We start from the raw sequence: 15322 nt of genomic DNA, 5'->3' as shown, positions 1-15322 counted from the left end.
CTATGCGGGAATCGGCTCGGTGAGCACTGCGCGCAACCCGGGCGGGGGCGAATACATTTCGCCGGGTTCGTTGAGGCGGTGGCGGCCGGTGTAGGACTCTACGGCGGGTGGGTGGAGCAGCCGGTGGAGGTCGCGTTCCACCGGGGTGAGTTCTGGCTCGTCCCATCCCGGCTTGGGTTCGGGTGGCCAGACGATGTCCGCGTCGTCGGGCTCGGGCCGGTGGGCGATGGCGCTGAGCTGGGCCACGGTGAGGGTGCCGGGTCCGGCGTGGGCGTGCTGGCCGTTCCCGCCGTGGACCGGCACCAGCAGCAGGAACGGGGCGGCCAGCAGTGCGCCGAGGGTCAGCCAGATACCGAGTTCGTGGGTAGTCACTAGAACCACCCCTGTCGGCGGCGCTGATCACGACGGCGCTCTTCGATGGAGTCCTGGCGTTGTTGGGCCCACTGCTTTGCCCGGTCCATGCAGGTGTCGCAGGTGGGCATGAGCCAGTCCAGCTCGGACGGGTCGATCAATACGACCGCTTGCCCGCACAACGTGACCCTCTCCTGCTCCGGCCTGGGCTTCGTGTCCGGGGCGAAGGCGTGCCGAGCCCCGTCGACGGGGTTCCACCACACCACCGGGCCCTGCCAGGACAGGCCCTCCTCCAAAAACGTCGTCACCACGACCACGCCCTCTCGCTCGCTCCGTCCGATGAAGGCCCGCCCCGCCTGCCCTGTGAGACACCTGGCGGAGCGGGCTGCGAAGCGATCGGTGAACCGGACCACCAGCTCGCATCACGTGAACTAAGCTAGTTTATGTGTACACATGAGCGCTATCACTCAATAGTGTGATCCACATGTAGGCACACATAAGGCAGACTCGGAACATCAGCACAGGCGCAGCGAGGAGATCGATATGGCCGAGCACATCAGCGAGGACCAGCACGAAGACGGCGGTCCGGGGCCGAATCTGCGACGCCGCGAGCTCGGGCGGGAACTGCGCAAGCTCCGGGAACAAGCCGGCAAGAAGACCGCCGATGCCGCCAAGTACGCGGGTTTGACGGTCACGACCATCAATCGCCTGGAGAGCGGCAAGCAGGTCATCCTGCCGCGCAACGTCCGGCTGCTGTGTCAGTTCTACGGCGTGGAAGCTCCGTACTCGGACACGCTCGTTCGCCAGGCCGAGGAGTCCAACGAGCGTGGCTGGTGGGCGATGTACTCGGACAACATGCCCGACTGGTTCGAGAAGTTCGTCGGTCTGGAGTCCGACGCCGAGGAGCTGTGGAACTACTCGCCACTGATCATCGACGGTTTGTTGCAGACGTCCGAGTACGCCCAAGCACTGTTCGAAGCCGGTACGGATTCATCGCAGGAGTGCGCGCTCGCCCGGGCGGTCGAGCTTCGCCGAGCACGCCAGGAGGGGGTCAACCGGGACAAGCACCCGACGAAGCTGCACGTGGTGCTCGACGAGGCCGCACTCCACCGAGTCGTCGGCGGTGAGGAGGTGCTGCGGGACCAACTGCACCACCTGAGCGAAGTATCGATCAAGCCGAACATGGCGATCCAGGTCATGCCGTTCTCGGCCGGTGCGCACCTCGGTTTGCAGACACCCTTCTCGATGCTGCGCTTCCCGGAAGGCTACGACGACATGGACGCCGTCTACATCGAAAACCAGCGAGGTGCGGTCTGGTTGGAACGCCCGACCGACATCGAGCGCTACACCCGGGTGTTCACGGAGATGCAAGCGGCGGCGCTCTCGGCGGACGACTCGCGAAAGTTGGTGGATAGCCTGGCTTCGTCCCTGTGAGACACCAGCAAGGGAGAAGCCCGAATGACCGACCTCTCACGTGCCGACTGGCGCAAGAGCACTCGCAGCTCCGAACAAGGCCAGTGCGTCGAAGTGGCGCGGAACCTGGACGGCGTGGCGGCCGTGCGGGACTCGAAGACCCCGCACCGGGCGGCGCTGACCTTCACCCCCGAGCGGTTCGCCGTGTTCCTGTCCGCCCTCAAGGCCGGTGGCTACTGACGGTACCCGTCGGTGCGGTGGGGTTTTCCAGTTTCGCGCGAAATCGGGAGCTCCCAGTTTCGCGCGAAACTGGGAAACCCTCGCACCAAACGAGTGACGCTGTTGTCACCTGGTGCGCTTGGGCTCGGCCGGGATCGCCCTCAGGCTCCGGTCGGGATCGCCCTCGGGCTCCGACCGGCGCTCCACTGCTTCAGGTGGTCGTCTCAGGAGATCTTGCGGTAGCCGGGGTGCACGCCCGGGGTGATGCCCTGCTGCGCGGCGATGCGCCGGAGGAAGTCGCCGAGTTGGGCGCGCTCGTCGTCGTTCAGCGCGGCGGTCAGCGTCGCCTCGTGCTCCGTGGCGATCTCGGCGATCTCGTCCATCCGCGCCCGGCCGCGATCGGTGAGAGCCAATTCGTAGACGCGCCGGTCGCGCGTGCCGCGCGTCCGCGTGAGCAGCCCGTCGCGCTCCAGGTCGTCGGCGAACGAGACGACCTTGCTGGGCAGCAGCCCCAGGTGCTCGGCCAGCGCCTGCTGGCTCAGGCCCGGCCGCACCCCGATCAGCCGCAGCATTCCGACCTGCGGCGGCGTGAGTCCCAGCTCGCCCACGCGCTCGGCGAATCCCGAGGCCGCGTGCGTCCCCAGCTGCGTGAGCAGGAAGTGGATGCCGAAGCGGGCGTGGGACTCCTCGACCGGGGATCGCTCCTCGTTCATGGAGCAAACCCTAGCAAAGTAAAACCGTTCATGGTACAAATGGTTTATGGCGGTTACCACTTCGGCGGGGGCGCCGAACCGCTCTCGCCCGCAGCTTCCACCCCGAGCCCGCAAGGTCGTGCTGACCGTGCACGTGATCGCTTCGGTCGCCTGGATCGGCGCGACGCTGTGCCTGCTCGCGCTGAGCCTCACGGGCCTGCTCTCCCGCGATCCGCAGGTGCAGAGGGCCGCCTACGTCGCGCTGGGAACGATCGTCACGGTCGTGGGTGCGCCGGTGAGCATCGCCGCGCTGGTGTCCGGGATCATGATCTCGGTCGGCACCAGGTGGGGACTGTTCCGGCACTGGTGGGTGCTCGTCAGCCTCGTCGCGACGGCGGTCATGACCGCGGCCGTGCTGTTCGCGCTCGGCCCGCTGATGCGCGGCGCGGCGGCCGACGCGCTGGCCGCGCCACCGGGCACCCCGGTGCTGGACGCGGTCGGTGACGCCGCAGTCTCGGCAGTCGTCGCACCGTGCGTGGCACTGGTGGCGTTGAGCGCGATCACCGCGCTCAACGTCTTCAAGCCCAGGGGGCGCGTCCGGTTCAGGGCTTCTCGTGCGTAGTGCTCGACTGGCCGACGTGGGCCTCCGTCCACATCCGTTCGTGCATGTGGGGGTAGTGCAGTTCGAAGGCGGGGCGGGCCGAGCGGATCCGGGGCAGCTCGTGGAAGTTGTGCCGCGGCGGTGGGCAGGAGGTCGCCCACTCCAGCGAGTTGCCGTGCCCCCAGGGATCGTCCACGTTGGCCACGACACCGTAGCGGTAGCTCTTGAACACGTTCCACAGGAACGGGAGCATCGACGCGCCCAGGACGAACGCGCCGATCGTGGAGGCGATGTTCAGCGCGGTGAACCCGTCGGAGGGCAGGTAGTCGGCGTAGCGCCGGGGCATCCCCTCGTTGCCCAGCCAGTGCTGGACCAGGAACGTGGTGTGGAAGCCGATGAAGGTCAGCCAGAAGTGCAACTTGGCCAGTCGCTCGTCCATCATGCGCCCGGTCGTCTTCGGGAACCAGAAGTAGACCCCGGCGAACACGGCGAACACGATCGTGCCGAACAGCACGTAGTGGAAGTGGGCGACCACGAAGTAGGTGTCGGAGACGTGGAAGTCCAGCGGGGGCGAGGCCAGCAGCACCCCGGTGAGGCCACCGAACAGGAACGTCACCAGGAAGCCGACGCTGAACAGCATGGGCGACTCGAAGGTGATCTGACCGCGCCACATGGTCCCGATCCAGTTGAAGAACTTGATCCCGGTGGGCACGGCGATCAGGAAGGTCGTGAAGGAGAAGAACGGCAGCAGCACGGCGCCGGTGGCGAACATGTGGTGCGCCCACACCACCACCGACAGGAACCCGATCGTCCAGGTCGCCAGCACCAGCCCGGTGTAGCCGAACAGCGGCTTGCGGGAGAACACGGGCAGGATCTCGGTGACGATGCCGAAGAACGGCAGCGCGACGATGTAGACCTCGGGGTGGCCGAAGAACCAGAACAGGTGCTGCCAGAGCACCGCACCGCCGTTGGCCGGGTCGAACACGTGCGCACCGAGGTGCCGGTCGGCCAGCAGGCCCAGCAGCGCGGCGGTCAGGATCGGGAAGGCGATCAGCACCAGCAGGCTGGTGACCAGGATGTTCCACGTCAGGATCGACATCCGCCACATCGTCATGCCGGGAGCGCGCAGGCAGACGATCGTGGTGACCATGTTGACCGCGCCGAGGATGGTGCCCAGGCCGGACACGACCAGCCCCGTGATCCAGAGGTTGCCGCCGATGCCGGCGCTGTACTCCGGGCGGGCCAGTGGCGTGTAGGCGGTCCAGCCGAACTCGGCCGCGCCTCCGGGGACGAGGAAGCCGCTGACCACGATCAGCCCGCCGAACAGGAACAGCCAGTACGAGAAGGCGTTCAGCCGGGGGAAGGCCACGTCCGGCGCCCCGATCTGCAACGGCAGCACGATGTTGGCGAACCCGAACAGGATCGGCGTCGCGAACAGCAGCAGCATGATCGTGCCGTGCATGGTGAACAGCTGGTTGTACTGCTCCAGCGACAGGAACTGCATCCCCGGAACGGCCAGCTCACCGCGCATGAACATGGCCATCAACCCGCCGATCAGGAAGAACCCGAACGCCGTGACGATGTAGAGCTGGCCGATGACCTTGGGGTCGGTGGTGTTGGTCAACGGGATCAGAGCCGTCCCCTTGCGCGGACGAGCGACCTCGCTGGCTCTCCGGGGGATCGGCGTCGGACTGGGGTTGACCGTGGCCATCCGTACCTCCTTTGACACGACCGCACCAGTCTTGCGCCGTGTTCGGACGAACGCAAAACGTGGTAACCGTGTCGGGGGTGGTGGTTGACTGCCGGGTGCGGGATAACCGGGTTGGTCACACGGATAAACATCGGAACAGAGGAGAAGCACGTGGCACTGACTTTCGGCGGTGGTCCGCTGGCCACCCGGCCACCCGAGACCGCCAACTACAGCATCGACGGACCCGCGCACCGGTTGTTCCGGCACGACTTCCCCCGGCGGGTACGTGCCCTGCTCGGGGGCGAGGTCGTGCTGGACAGCGACGACGCCAAGCTCCTGCACGAGAGCAACCTGCTGCCCCAGCTCTACGTCCCCCGCGCCGACGTGCGCGCGGACCTGCTGGAGGGCAGCTCCCACAGCACGCACTGCCCGTTCAAGGGCGACGCCACCTACCGGTCGGTCCGGGTCGGTGAGCGCGTCGCCGAGAACGCGGTCTGGAGCTACCCCGCGCCGACCCCGGAGGCGCCGTGGCTGGCCGAGCACGTGGCGGTGTACTGGGATTCGATGGACGCCTGGTTCGACGAGGACGAGGAGGTCTTCGGCCACATCCGCGACCCCTACCACCGGGTGGACGTCCGGGAGACCGGCCGCCACGTCCGGGTGCTGACCGGTGACGTCGTCGTGGCCGAGAGCAGGCGGGCGAAGGTGCTGTCGGAGACCGGGCTGCCCAACCGCTACTACCTGCCGCCGTGTGACGTGCGCGTCGAGCTGCTGGAACCCAGCGCGACCCACACCGTCTGCCCCTACAAGGGGACGACCTCGTACCGGGGGCTGCGGGGCGCGGAGGGAGTCATCCCCGATGCCGCCTGGTCGTACCCGGAACCGCTGGACGACGCCCGGGCCGTCGGCGGGCACTGGTGCTTCCTCGCGGAAGGGGTTCGCACCGAGGTGGATTAGAGGGTCTGCGGATCGGCTCGCGTAGTGGGTCCTTCGGGGGAACCTCAGATGCCGCCTCGCTGTGGGATCCCCGACACCGAGTAGTTACTACGCCACGTCGGGGCTTTCCGCGCGAGGCGACATCTGAGAACCCCATGGGTCTTGCTAGGTGCCGACTGCGTGCGTGAGGAGAAAGCGGCTACGCCGCTTGCCTGACGACCGGTCCTACCAAGCAGGTGGGGCTTTACCGACCGTGCAGCCCCTCGGGCGGCGTCCGAGGTATCCCCAGGGCGTCGAGGGCCATGCGACGCAGGAGGGTCGACATGGTCGCGGCGTCGAGGTGAGCGCTGTGGGGAGTCGAGTTGATCAGCCCGAGCACGGCGTGGGCACAGGCCCGCGCCGTGTGCTCGTCGAGGTCGTCGCGTACCGCGCGCAGTGCGGTGACCCAGACCTCGACGTATCCGCGTTGCAGCTCGCGAACTCTGCGACGGTCCGCCTCGCAGAGGCTGTCGAGGTCGCGCAGGTGCACGGTGATCAGCGCGGGGTTGGTCAGGGCGAACTCGACGTGCCAGCCCACCAGCTCCTCCAGCGCCGTCGCGGCGTCGGCGGCGTTCTCGACGTGACCGCGTCCGCCCGACAGCAGCTTGTCGCTGATGCCGGTGAGCATTTCCGCGAGCATGGCGTCCTTGCTGCGGAAGTGCCGGTAGAGGGCGGGTCCGGACACGCCGACGGCCGCGCCGATGTCGTCGATGCCCACGCCGTGGAAGCCGTACCGGGCGAACAGCTCCGCGGCGGCGGACAGGATTTGCTCACGACGTGAAGCGGTGCTCCCGGTGGCGGTGGTGGACATCGGCGACCATCCTAGACGAGTCGGTTAGAAAGCGTTAACATCACTGTGTTAACGATGACTAACCCGTCGAGGGAGCGCCATGGATGCGCCGGTCCTGAGCACCACCGTCGACCCGACGACGGAAACCTACGCGCGCTACACCGAGCAGCACACCGAGCTCGTCGAGGACCTGAACGAGCAGCTGGCCCGCGCGCGCCTCGGCGGCCCGGAGAAGTCCCGGCAGCGCCACGTCGAACGCGGCAAGCTGCTGCCGCGCGACCGGGTGGACGCCCTGCTCGACCGCGGATCACCGTTTCTCGAACTGTCCCCGATGGCAGCCCACGGCCTCTACGACGACGAGGCACCGGCGGCGGGCATCATCGCCGGCGTCGGCCGGGTCAACGGGCGCGAGTGCGTGATCGTGGCCAACGACGCCACCGTCAAGGGCGGCACCTACTACCCCATGACGGTGAAGAAGCACCTCCGTGCCCAGGAGGTCGCGCTGCACAACAACCTGCCGTGCCTGTACCTGGTGGACTCCGGCGGTGCCTTCCTGCCGATGCAGGACGAGGTGTTTCCCGACCGCGAGCACTTCGGGCGGATCTTCTACAACCAGGCGACGATGTCGGCGCGCGGCATCCCGCAGATCGCCGCCGTGCTCGGCTCCTGCACGGCGGGCGGCGCGTACGTGCCCGCCATGAGCGACGAAGCCGTGATCGTCCGCGAGCAGGGCACCATCTTCCTCGGTGGTCCGCCGCTGGTGAAGGCCGCGACCGGGGCCGAGGTCAGCGCGGAGGAACTCGGCGGGGGCGAGCTGCACTCGCGGGTGTCCGGGGTCACCGACCACCTCGCCACCGACGACGCCGACGCGCTGCGCATCGTGCGCTCGATCGTGAGCACCTTCGGCCCGCGCGAGCAGCGGCCGTGGTCGGTCGAGCCGGTCGAGGCGCCCGCGGTGGACCCCGAGCAGCTCTACGGGGTGGTTCCCACCGACAGCCGCACCCCCTACGACGTGCGGGAGGTGATCGCGCGCGTCGTCGACGGCAGCCGCTTCGCCGAGTTCAAGCAGGGCTACGGGCAGACCCTGGTCACCGGCTTCGCCCGGATCCACGGCCACCCTGTGGGGATCGTGGCCAACAACGGCATCCTGTTCACCGAGTCGGCCCTCAAGGGCGCGCACTTCATCGAGCTCTGCGACCGTCGCTCGATTCCGCTGGTGTTCCTGCAGAACATCTCCGGGTTCATGGTCGGCAAGGAGTACGAGGCCGGTGGTATCGCCAAGAACGGGGCCAAGATGGTCACCGCCGTCGCCGGCGCCCGCGTCCCGAAGTTCACCGTCGTCATCGGGGGTTCCTTCGGGGCGGGCAACTACTCGATGTGCGGGCGGGCGTACTCGCCCCGGTTCCTGTGGATGTGGCCGAACGCCCGGATCTCGGTGATGGGCGGCGAGCAGGCCGCCTCGGTGCTGGCGACAGTGCGGCGCGAACAGTACGAGGCGCGGGACCAGGAGTGGTCCGCCGAGGACGAGGAGGCGTTCAAGCAACCCGTCCGCGACCAGTACGAGCACCAGGGGCATCCGTACTACTCGACGGCGCGGCTCTGGGACGACGGAGTGATCGACCCGCGGCAGACACGTGACGTTCTCGGCCTGGCCATCTCGGCGGCGGCCAACGCGCCGCTGGCCGAGGTCGGCAACGGCGTCTTCCGGATGTGAGGTGGGCAGTGACGAATCCCGCGAGCACGACCTTCGACACGGTGTTGGTCGCCAACAGGGGAGAGATCGCGGTGCGGGTGATCCGGACGCTGCGGCGACTGGGCATCCGCTCGGTCGCGGTCCACAGCGACGCCGACGCGGCGGCCCGGCACGTCGCCGAATCCGACACCGCCGTGCGCATCGGCCCCCGAGAGGCGAGCGAAAGCTACCTGTCGGCCGAACGGATCCTCGACGCCGCGCAGCGCACGGGCGCGCAGGCGATCCACCCCGGCTACGGCTTCCTGTCCGAGAACGCCGCCTTCGCTCGCGCATGTGCCGAGGCGGGAATCGCGTTCATCGGGCCGCCAGCCGCGGCCATCGACGCGATGGGCGACAAGATCCGCGCCAAGGGCACCGTCGGCCCCGCCGGAGTTCCCCTGGTTCCCGGCAGCAGCGAGCCCGGCATGTCCGACGAGCAGGTTCGCCGGGCAGCCCTGGACACGGGGCTTCCGGTGCTGCTCAAGCCGTCCGCGGGGGGTGGCGGCAAGGGAATGCGCGTCGTCACCGACGAGTCGGACCTGGACGAGCAGATCACCTCGGCGCGCCGCGAGTCACACGCGGCCTTCGGGGACGCGACCCTGCTCGTCGAGCGCTTCGTCACCCGCCCGCGCCACGTCGAGGTCCAGGTCCTGGCCGACCACCACGGCACCGTGGTGCACCTGGGTGAGCGCGAGTGCAGCCTGCAACGCAGGCACCAGAAGATCGTCGAGGAGGCTCCGTCGGCGCTCCTCGACGAGGCGACCCGGCAGCGCATCGGAACGGCGGCGGTGGAGGCGGCCCGCGCGGTGTCCTACGTCGGCGCCGGCACCGTCGAGTTCATCGTCTCCGCCGACAGGCCCGCGGAGTTCTTCTTCATGGAGATGAACACCCGGCTGCAGGTGGAGCACCCGGTGACGGAACTCGTGACCGCCGTCGACGGGCGACGCGGGATCGACATCGTCGAATGGCAGGTGCGGGTGGCGGAAGGACGCGGCCTGCCGTGGTCCCAGCAGGACATCGCGCTCGACGGGCACGCGGTCGAGGCCCGCGTCTACGCGGAGGATCCGGGACGGGGGTTCCTGCCGACCGGCGGCGAGATCCTCGCCGTCCACGAACCGTCCGGTACCGACGTGCGGGTGGACTCCGGGGTGTGGACGGGTACGCGCGTGACCTCGGACTACGACCCGATGCTGGCCAAGGTCATCGGCTGGGGGCCGACCAGGTCCGAGGCGCTGAGCCGACTCGACGCCGCGCTGGCCGACACCGCCGTGCTCGGCCTCGGCAGCAACATCGCCTTCCTGCGCGCGCTCCTGCGGCATCGGGACGTGCGCGCGGGCACTCTCGACACCGAGTTGGTGGAGCGCGAGCTGGACACCCTGGTCCCAGCGGACGCGACTCCGGCGGAGGTCCACATCGCGGCGGCGCTGGAACGGCTGCTGGCCGGCGAACCGACCGGCGCGGTCGTGGACCCGTGGGACGTTCCGAGCGGATGGCGGATCGGCGAACCGGCCTGGTGCGTGTGGCGCTTCGCCGCTTCCGGCGAGGAGACCGAGGTCAGGGTGCGCGGACGGGCGACGGATGCCGAGGTCCTGGTTGCCGGGGGCGGGGTTCCGGGGTCCGACCGAGCGGAGCCGAGCACCGCGAGCGCTCATCGCGACGGGAACGCGCTCAGCGTCACCGTCGACGGCCGCACCCACCGCTACCGCTGCGCACGTACCGGCGACACGACCTGGCTGGCGCACGGGGGCCGCACCTGGGCGCTGACCGAACACCGGCTGCTGGCCGGCCGCGCGGACACCGCCGCGGGCACGAGCGGGGCCGTCACCAGCCCCATGCCCGGAACCGTGCTGGTCGGCGACGTCGCCACCGGCCAGCGAGTCCGATCCGGGCAGGCCCTGTTCGTCGTGGAGGCCATGAAGATGGAGCACACCATCACCACCCCCGTGGACGGAACCGTCACCGAGGTAAACGCCCACAAAGGACAGTCAGTCGCCCTCGATCAGGTGCTGGCCGTCGTCACCGCGGACACCGCCCAGGAGGCCTGAGATGGTCGATCATCGACTCAGCGAGGAACACGAGGCGCTGCGGCAGAGCGTGGAAAGCTTCGCGCGCAAGGAAGTCGCCCCCGTCATCGCCGACTACTACGAGCGACACGAGTTCCCCTATCCGCTCGTGCAGGGCATGGCCCGCATGGGACTGTTCGGCCTGCCCGTCGACGAGGCCCACGACGGCATGGGCGGTGACTACTTCGCGCTGTGCCTGGCCCTGGAGGAACTCGCCCGCGTCGACTCGTCGGTGGCCATCACCCTCGAGGCCGGTGTCTCGCTCGGGGTGATGCCGATCCAGCGCTTCGGTGACGAGCGACAGCGCCGGGAGTGGCTCTCCCGGCTGGCCACCGGTGAGACGCTCGGCGCCTTCGGGCTCACCGAACCGGGTGGCGGGTCCGACGCCGGGGCCACCCGGACCACGGCGGTGCTCGACGGCGACGAGTGGGTGATCAACGGATCCAAGTCGTTCATCACCAACTCCGGCACCGAGATCACCGGGTTCGTCACGGTCACCGCCGTCACCGGGGAGAAGCCCACCGGTGGCAAGGAGATCTCGACGATCATCGTTCCGGCGGGAACCCCCGGTTTCACCGTGGCGCCCCAGTACTCCAAGGTCGGTTGGAACGCTTCGGACACCCACGAGCTCGCCTTCGACGACTGCCGCGTGCCCGCCGAGAACCTGCTCGGCGAACGCGGGCGCGGGTACGCGCAGTTCCTGTCGGTGCTCGCGGAGGGACGCGTGGCCATCGCGGCACTGGGTGTGGGGCTGGCACAGGGCTGCGTGGACGAGTGCGTGCGCTACGCCGGGGAGCGCGAGGCGTTCGGTCACCGGATCGGGGAGTACCAGGCGATCCAGTTCAAGATCGCGGACATGGAGCTGCGGGCCCACACGGCACGGCTGGCCTACTACGACGCCGCCTCGCGGATGCTGCGCGGGGAGTCCTTCACCAAGCAGGCCGCCATGGCCAAGCTCGCCTCCTCCAACGCCGCGATGGACAACGCGCGGGAAGCCACCCAGATCTTCGGCGGGTACGGGTTCATGAACGAGACTCCCGTGGCCCGGTTCTACCGCGACGCCAAGATCCTGGAGATCGGGGAGGGGACCAGCGAGGTGCAGCGCATGCTCATCTCCCGCGAACTCGGGCTTTGAGGAATTTTTGGCTGGCTTGCGCAGTGGGTTAAGCGGGGGGACCTCAGGCGTCGCCTCGCTCCGGGATCTGCCACATCGAGTAGTTACTACGCCACGTGGCAGCTGTCCCCGCGAGGCGACGCCTGAGAACCCCCGGGCGGTCACCTTGCGTGCGTGGAAGAAAGCGGCTTCGCCGCTTGCCTGACGGTGGTCGCCCTGTCGATCCGCTCCCGGCGGGCGCTGCCGGCGAAGACAGTCGGGGGGTGCCTTCGCCGGCAGAGGTCCGGTCAGTAGTAGCGGCGCTGCCCGTGGGGGATGGTGATCTCGGTGTCGGTTTCCTCGACCTCCGAGGCCCGGGGCGTGTACCCGGGCGGGGGCCAGGGAGCCTGGGCGGTGGATCCCGCGGCCGGGTACGGCTCGGAGTACTGGTCGGGATAGGGGGTCCCGGGTGCTTCGGGGAACTGCTGCGGAGGCCCCTGCCGGGTGGGTCCCCGCCGAGCGTGGGCCGAGGTGCGCGGCTCCTCCTGGGGCCACCCCGGGTCCGGTTCCGCTTCGGCGGCCTCGGCGTCGGAGAGGTGCTGCATGACCCAGTCACGCGCCAGCGCGTCCGGCGAGGTGCCCTGGCGGGCGGCGAGCTCCTTGAGACGCTCGTTGGCCATCAACGGCAGCCGAAGCTGATAAACCTGTGCGGCGCCGAAACGCCGCCCGGAGCCCGTGGTCTCCGTGTCCTCTTCTTCCGGCGTCAGCGCCGCCAGGTACGATTCGATCTCGCGATCCGGCTCGGACTCCTGCTGGTCCTCGAGAGACTCCGCCCGCTGCCGGCGCCCGATCTTCGTTCGTCCTAATGCCACGTGCACACGATAACGGCTGTGTTGCGAACGAACATGACGTGTGTGCCCTATCACTCCTGAGCACGGGTCGAATACGCCGGGTAATCGAGTCCGACAGCGGAGAGCCCCCGCGCCAGGGGGAAGAGCGCAGGGGCCGGAGGGGATCTCCACAGGTGCTGACCGGGGGTAGTCAGCACTGCTGATTGTGGCACGCCGAAGCACTTTTGGGGAGGGCTTCGCCCCCGATTCAAGCCTCTCGGTGCTCACCCGTCGTCGGAAGTGGCACGGAACCGCCGCAGCCGAAGGCTGTTGGTCACCACGAACACGCTGGAAAACGCCATCGCTGCCCCCGCGAGCATCGGGTTCAGCAGGCCGGCCGCCGCGATCGGCAGAGCGGCCACGTTGTAGGCGAAAGCCCAGAACAGGTTGCCCTTGATGGTGCCCAGCGTGCGCCGCGACAGTCGGATGGCGTCACCGGCGGCCCGCAGGTCCCCCCGGACCAGCGTGATGTCACCCGCCTCGATGGCCACGTCGGTACCGGTTCCGATGGCCAACCCGAGATCGGCGGCGGCCAGCGCCGGAGCATCGTTGATGCCGTCACCGACCATGGCCACCGTGCGCCCCTGCGACCGCAGCTCGCGCACGACCTCGATCTTGCGATCGGGCAGCACCCCGGCGATGACGTCGGTGGAGTCGATGCCGACCTCACCGGCCACGGCGGCGGCCACGGTCGTATTGTCACCGGTGAGCAGCATCGGCCGCAGTCCCAGATCCCGCAGCCGTCGAACGGCTTCCACGCTGCCGGGCTTGAGCCCGTCGGCCACGACCACCAGTCCCACGGCCGCCTCGCCACGTGCCACGGCGACGACCGTCCGGCCGGCTGCCTCCGCGCGCTCCCGTTCCCGTTCGAGCTCCGGCGGCATCTCGACGGAGTGCTGCTCGAGCAGGCTCGCGCGCCCGGCCAGTGCGGTCTCCGTACCGAGCCGACCGGACACGCCCAGACCCTCCACGTTGCGGAAGTCCTCGACCTCGGCGACATCACCCAGCTCCGAGCGGGCCGTGACCGCGATGCTGCGCGCGATCGGGTGCTCCGAGGGCGCTTCGAGAGCCCCCGCGACGCGCAGGACGTCCTCCCGGGTGCGGCCCGCACCGGGGACGACCTCGACGACGCTCATGCGCCCCGTCGTGACGGTGCCGGTCTTGTCCAGCACCACGGTGTCGACCCGCCGGGTGGACTCCAGTACCTCGGGCCCCTTGACCAGCAGTCCGAACTGGGCGCCGCGGCCGGTCCCCGCCAGCAGGGCCGTCGGCGTGGCCAGGCCCAGTGCGCAGGGGCACGCGACCACGAGCACCGTCACGGCCGCCGTCACGGCCAGCTCCACCGGTCGCCCGGTCAGCGACCAGCCCACGACCGTGAGCGCGGCGATGGCCAGCACGACCGGGACGAACACCGCGGAGATCCTGTCGGCCAGTCGCTGCACCCGGGCCTTGCCGCTCTGGGCCTCGGTGACCAGCTTGGTCATCCGCGCCAGTTCGGTGTCCGAGCCGACCCGCGTGGCGCGAACCACCAGCCGACCCCCCGTGTTGATCGTCGCGCCGGTGACCTCGTCGCCCTCGGCCACCTCCACGGGCACCGACTCCCCGGTCAGCATCGAGCGGTCCACGGCGGAGGAGCCCCGGAGCACGGTGCCGTCCGTGGCGATCTTCTCGCCGGGCCGCACCAGGAACTCGTCGCCGACCCGGAGCTGGTCGACGGCGATGCGCTCCTCCCGCCCGTCGCGGAGGACGGTCACCTCGGAAGCGCCGAGTTCCAGCAGCGCGCGCAGGGCCGCGCCCGCACGCCGCTTGGCGCGTTCCTCCAGCCACCTGCCGAGCAGCAGGAACACGGTCACGCCGACGGCGACTTCGAGGTAGATGTCGGCGTTGCTGGTGGGACGCGGCACGAGGCTGAACTCGTGGGTCATGCCCGCACGGCCCGCCGCCCCGAGGAACAGGGCGTACAGCGACCACAGGTAGGCCACGGTGACCCCCATCGACACCAGGGTGTCCATGGTGGTCGAGCCGTGGCGCAGGTTCGCGGCCGTGGCCCGGTGGAACGGCCACGCGCCCCACACCACGACCGGTGACGCCAGCGTCAGCACCAACCACTGCCAGTACGTGAACTGCCACGCGGGCACCATCGACAGCGCGATCACCGGAGCGCCGAGGATCGCCGAGACGACGAACCGGTGCCGAAGTGAGGCGGTTCGCGGATCCTCGGCCGTGTCCGGCTCCTGCCCGGCTTCCTCCGCGCTCCGGGGAAGTGTCGCCGAGTAGCCCGCGGCCTCGACGGCGTCGACCAGCCTGTCGAGTTCCACCCCGCCCGGGTGCTCGATCCTCGCCTGCTCGGTGGCGAAGTTGACCGTGGCGGTGACGCCGTCGAGCTTGTTCAGCTTGCGTTCGACCCGCGTCGCGCACGAGGCGCAGGTCATTCCGCCGATGGCGAGTTCGGTTTCCTGGGTGGTGGACAAGGCCGTACCGGTCATCATGCCCCCTGTGAAGGGTCCACGTGCTCTGCGAGGGTCCACGTGTTGGCTTGCGTGGTGGGGAGACCTCGGATGCCGCGCGGTCACCCGGCGGGTGTGTCGGTCAGTTCGCGGGTTGCCAGCTTTCGAGTGCGTATCCCGCCTCGCTGACGGCGGCCGAAGCCGCTTCCTCGCTGATCTGCTGCTCGGCGGTCACGGTCACCTCGCCGGTGTCGAGGGAGACGTCGACCGCGGATACCCCCGGCAGCTCACCGAGTTCCTCCGACACCGACATGGTGCAGTGCTCGCAGGTCATACCGCCGACGGTGAGGGTCTGAGTGGCCATGT

Annotated in this window: 15 protein-coding genes; 7 read left to right on the top strand and 8 right to left on the bottom strand. The window is 69.3% G+C overall.

Annotated elements, in window-relative coordinates:
* Positions 1–372, bottom strand: a complete 372-nt coding sequence (locus tag FHX42_RS22260) for a hypothetical protein (protein ID WP_182546392.1) — start codon at positions 370–372, stop codon at positions 1–3.
* Entirely contained in the window at positions 372–659 is a 288-nt protein-coding gene (locus FHX42_RS22255) for a zinc finger protein (protein WP_220480699.1), read from the bottom strand. Before FHX42_RS22255 ends, FHX42_RS22260 begins: the two co-directional genes overlap by 1 nt.
* Before the next feature lie 235 nt (positions 660–894).
* Between FHX42_RS22255 and FHX42_RS22250 the strand changes: the two genes are divergently transcribed.
* On the top strand, positions 895–1785 hold the full coding sequence (locus FHX42_RS22250) for a Scr1 family TA system antitoxin-like transcriptional regulator (RefSeq protein WP_182546391.1): 891 nt from the start codon (positions 895–897) through the stop codon (positions 1783–1785).
* 24 nt (positions 1786–1809) lie between these two features.
* Positions 1810–2004: a DUF397 domain-containing protein gene (locus FHX42_RS22245; protein WP_182546390.1), complete on the top strand. Its 195-nt coding sequence runs from the start codon at positions 1810–1812 to the stop codon at positions 2002–2004.
* A gap of 203 nt (positions 2005–2207) precedes the next feature.
* Here FHX42_RS22245 and FHX42_RS22240 read toward each other — a convergent pair whose 3' ends face one another.
* The gene (locus tag FHX42_RS22240; RefSeq protein WP_182546389.1) at positions 2208–2696 is read right to left on the bottom strand and encodes a MarR family winged helix-turn-helix transcriptional regulator; all 489 of its coding nucleotides are present in this window, start codon (positions 2694–2696) and stop codon (positions 2208–2210) included.
* Positions 2697–2742: 46 nt separating this feature from the next.
* On the opposite strand from FHX42_RS22240, the gene FHX42_RS22235 reads away from it, so the two are divergent.
* Positions 2743–3297: a DUF2269 family protein gene (locus tag FHX42_RS22235; RefSeq protein WP_182546388.1), complete on the top strand. Its 555-nt coding sequence runs from the start codon at positions 2743–2745 to the stop codon at positions 3295–3297.
* Here FHX42_RS22235 and ctaD read toward each other — a convergent pair.
* Positions 3278–4987, bottom strand: coding sequence for an aa3-type cytochrome oxidase subunit I (gene ctaD, locus FHX42_RS22230; RefSeq protein WP_182546387.1), 1710 nt, complete (start codon positions 4985–4987; stop codon positions 3278–3280). The genes FHX42_RS22235 and ctaD overlap by 20 nt on opposite strands.
* A gap of 150 nt (positions 4988–5137) precedes the next feature.
* Between ctaD and FHX42_RS22225 the strand changes: the two genes are divergently transcribed.
* On the top strand, positions 5138–5923 hold the full coding sequence (locus FHX42_RS22225; RefSeq protein WP_182546386.1) for a DUF427 domain-containing protein: 786 nt from the start codon (positions 5138–5140) through the stop codon (positions 5921–5923).
* 223 nt (positions 5924–6146) lie between these two features.
* Here FHX42_RS22225 and FHX42_RS22220 read toward each other — a convergent pair whose 3' ends face one another.
* Complete coding sequence (locus tag FHX42_RS22220) at positions 6147–6752, bottom strand: SACE_7040 family transcriptional regulator (RefSeq protein WP_182546385.1); 606 nt, start codon at positions 6750–6752, stop codon at positions 6147–6149.
* A 79-nt stretch (positions 6753–6831) separates the two neighbouring features.
* Here FHX42_RS22220 and FHX42_RS22215 point away from each other — a divergent pair, with 79 nt between their 5' ends.
* The 3 genes from FHX42_RS22215 to FHX42_RS22205 are packed head-to-tail and all read left to right on the top strand — an operon-like array spanning position 6832 to position 11661.
* A complete protein-coding gene (locus FHX42_RS22215) occupies positions 6832–8445 on the top strand; it encodes a carboxyl transferase domain-containing protein (RefSeq protein WP_182546384.1) in 1614 nt (537 codons plus the stop codon).
* Positions 8446–8453: 8 nt separating this feature from the next.
* Entirely contained in the window at positions 8454–10508 is a 2055-nt protein-coding gene (locus FHX42_RS22210; RefSeq protein WP_182546383.1) for an ATP-binding protein, read from the top strand.
* 1 nt (position 10509) lies between these two features.
* On the top strand, positions 10510–11661 hold the full coding sequence (locus tag FHX42_RS22205) for an acyl-CoA dehydrogenase family protein (protein WP_182546382.1): 1152 nt from the start codon (positions 10510–10512) through the stop codon (positions 11659–11661).
* 266 nt (positions 11662–11927) lie between these two features.
* Here FHX42_RS22205 and FHX42_RS22200 read toward each other — a convergent pair whose 3' ends face one another.
* The 3 genes from FHX42_RS22200 to FHX42_RS22190 all read right to left on the bottom strand — a co-directional run bounded on the left by FHX42_RS22200 (position 11928) and on the right by FHX42_RS22190 (position 15320).
* Positions 11928–12491, bottom strand: coding sequence for a hypothetical protein (locus FHX42_RS22200; RefSeq protein WP_182546381.1), 564 nt, complete (start codon positions 12489–12491; stop codon positions 11928–11930).
* A 242-nt stretch (positions 12492–12733) separates the two neighbouring features.
* Positions 12734–14995, bottom strand: coding sequence for a heavy metal translocating P-type ATPase (locus FHX42_RS22195; protein WP_182546380.1), 2262 nt, complete (start codon positions 14993–14995; stop codon positions 12734–12736).
* Positions 14996–15098: 103 nt separating this feature from the next.
* The gene (locus FHX42_RS22190; protein WP_182546379.1) at positions 15099–15320 is read right to left on the bottom strand and encodes a heavy-metal-associated domain-containing protein; all 222 of its coding nucleotides are present in this window, start codon (positions 15318–15320) and stop codon (positions 15099–15101) included.
* Positions 15321–15322 lie beyond the last annotated feature (2 nt).

Source organism: Halosaccharopolyspora lacisalsi, from assembly GCF_014137975.1.
GTDB classification, from domain to species: domain Bacteria; phylum Actinomycetota; class Actinomycetes; order Mycobacteriales; family Pseudonocardiaceae; genus Halosaccharopolyspora; species Halosaccharopolyspora lacisalsi.
This window is presented reverse-complemented; position numbering and strand designations above follow the sequence as displayed.

Bases quoted from the DNA above. Each gene is read 5' to 3' on its own strand.
- FHX42_RS22250 (WP_182546391.1), top strand. From the start codon at position 895: ATGGCCGAGCACATCAGCGAGGACCAGCACGAAGACGGCGGTCCGGGG.
- FHX42_RS22215 (WP_182546384.1), top strand. From the start codon at position 6,832: ATGGATGCGCCGGTCCTGAGCACCACCGTCGACCCGACGACGGAAACC.
- FHX42_RS22220 (WP_182546385.1), bottom strand. From the start codon at position 6,752: ATGTCCACCACCGCCACCGGGAGCACCGCTTCACGTCGTGAGCAAATC.
- FHX42_RS22195 (WP_182546380.1), bottom strand. From the start codon at position 14,995: ATGACCGGTACGGCCTTGTCCACCACCCAGGAAACCGAACTCGCCATC.
- ctaD (WP_182546387.1), bottom strand. From the start codon at position 4,987: ATGGCCACGGTCAACCCCAGTCCGACGCCGATCCCCCGGAGAGCCAGC.
- FHX42_RS22205 (WP_182546382.1), top strand. From the start codon at position 10,510: ATGGTCGATCATCGACTCAGCGAGGAACACGAGGCGCTGCGGCAGAGC.
- FHX42_RS22240 (WP_182546389.1), bottom strand. From the start codon at position 2,696: ATGAACGAGGAGCGATCCCCGGTCGAGGAGTCCCACGCCCGCTTCGGC.
- FHX42_RS22235 (WP_182546388.1), top strand. From the start codon at position 2,743: ATGGCGGTTACCACTTCGGCGGGGGCGCCGAACCGCTCTCGCCCGCAG.
- FHX42_RS22245 (WP_182546390.1), top strand. From the start codon at position 1,810: ATGACCGACCTCTCACGTGCCGACTGGCGCAAGAGCACTCGCAGCTCC.
- FHX42_RS22190 (WP_182546379.1), bottom strand. From the start codon at position 15,320: ATGGCCACTCAGACCCTCACCGTCGGCGGTATGACCTGCGAGCACTGC.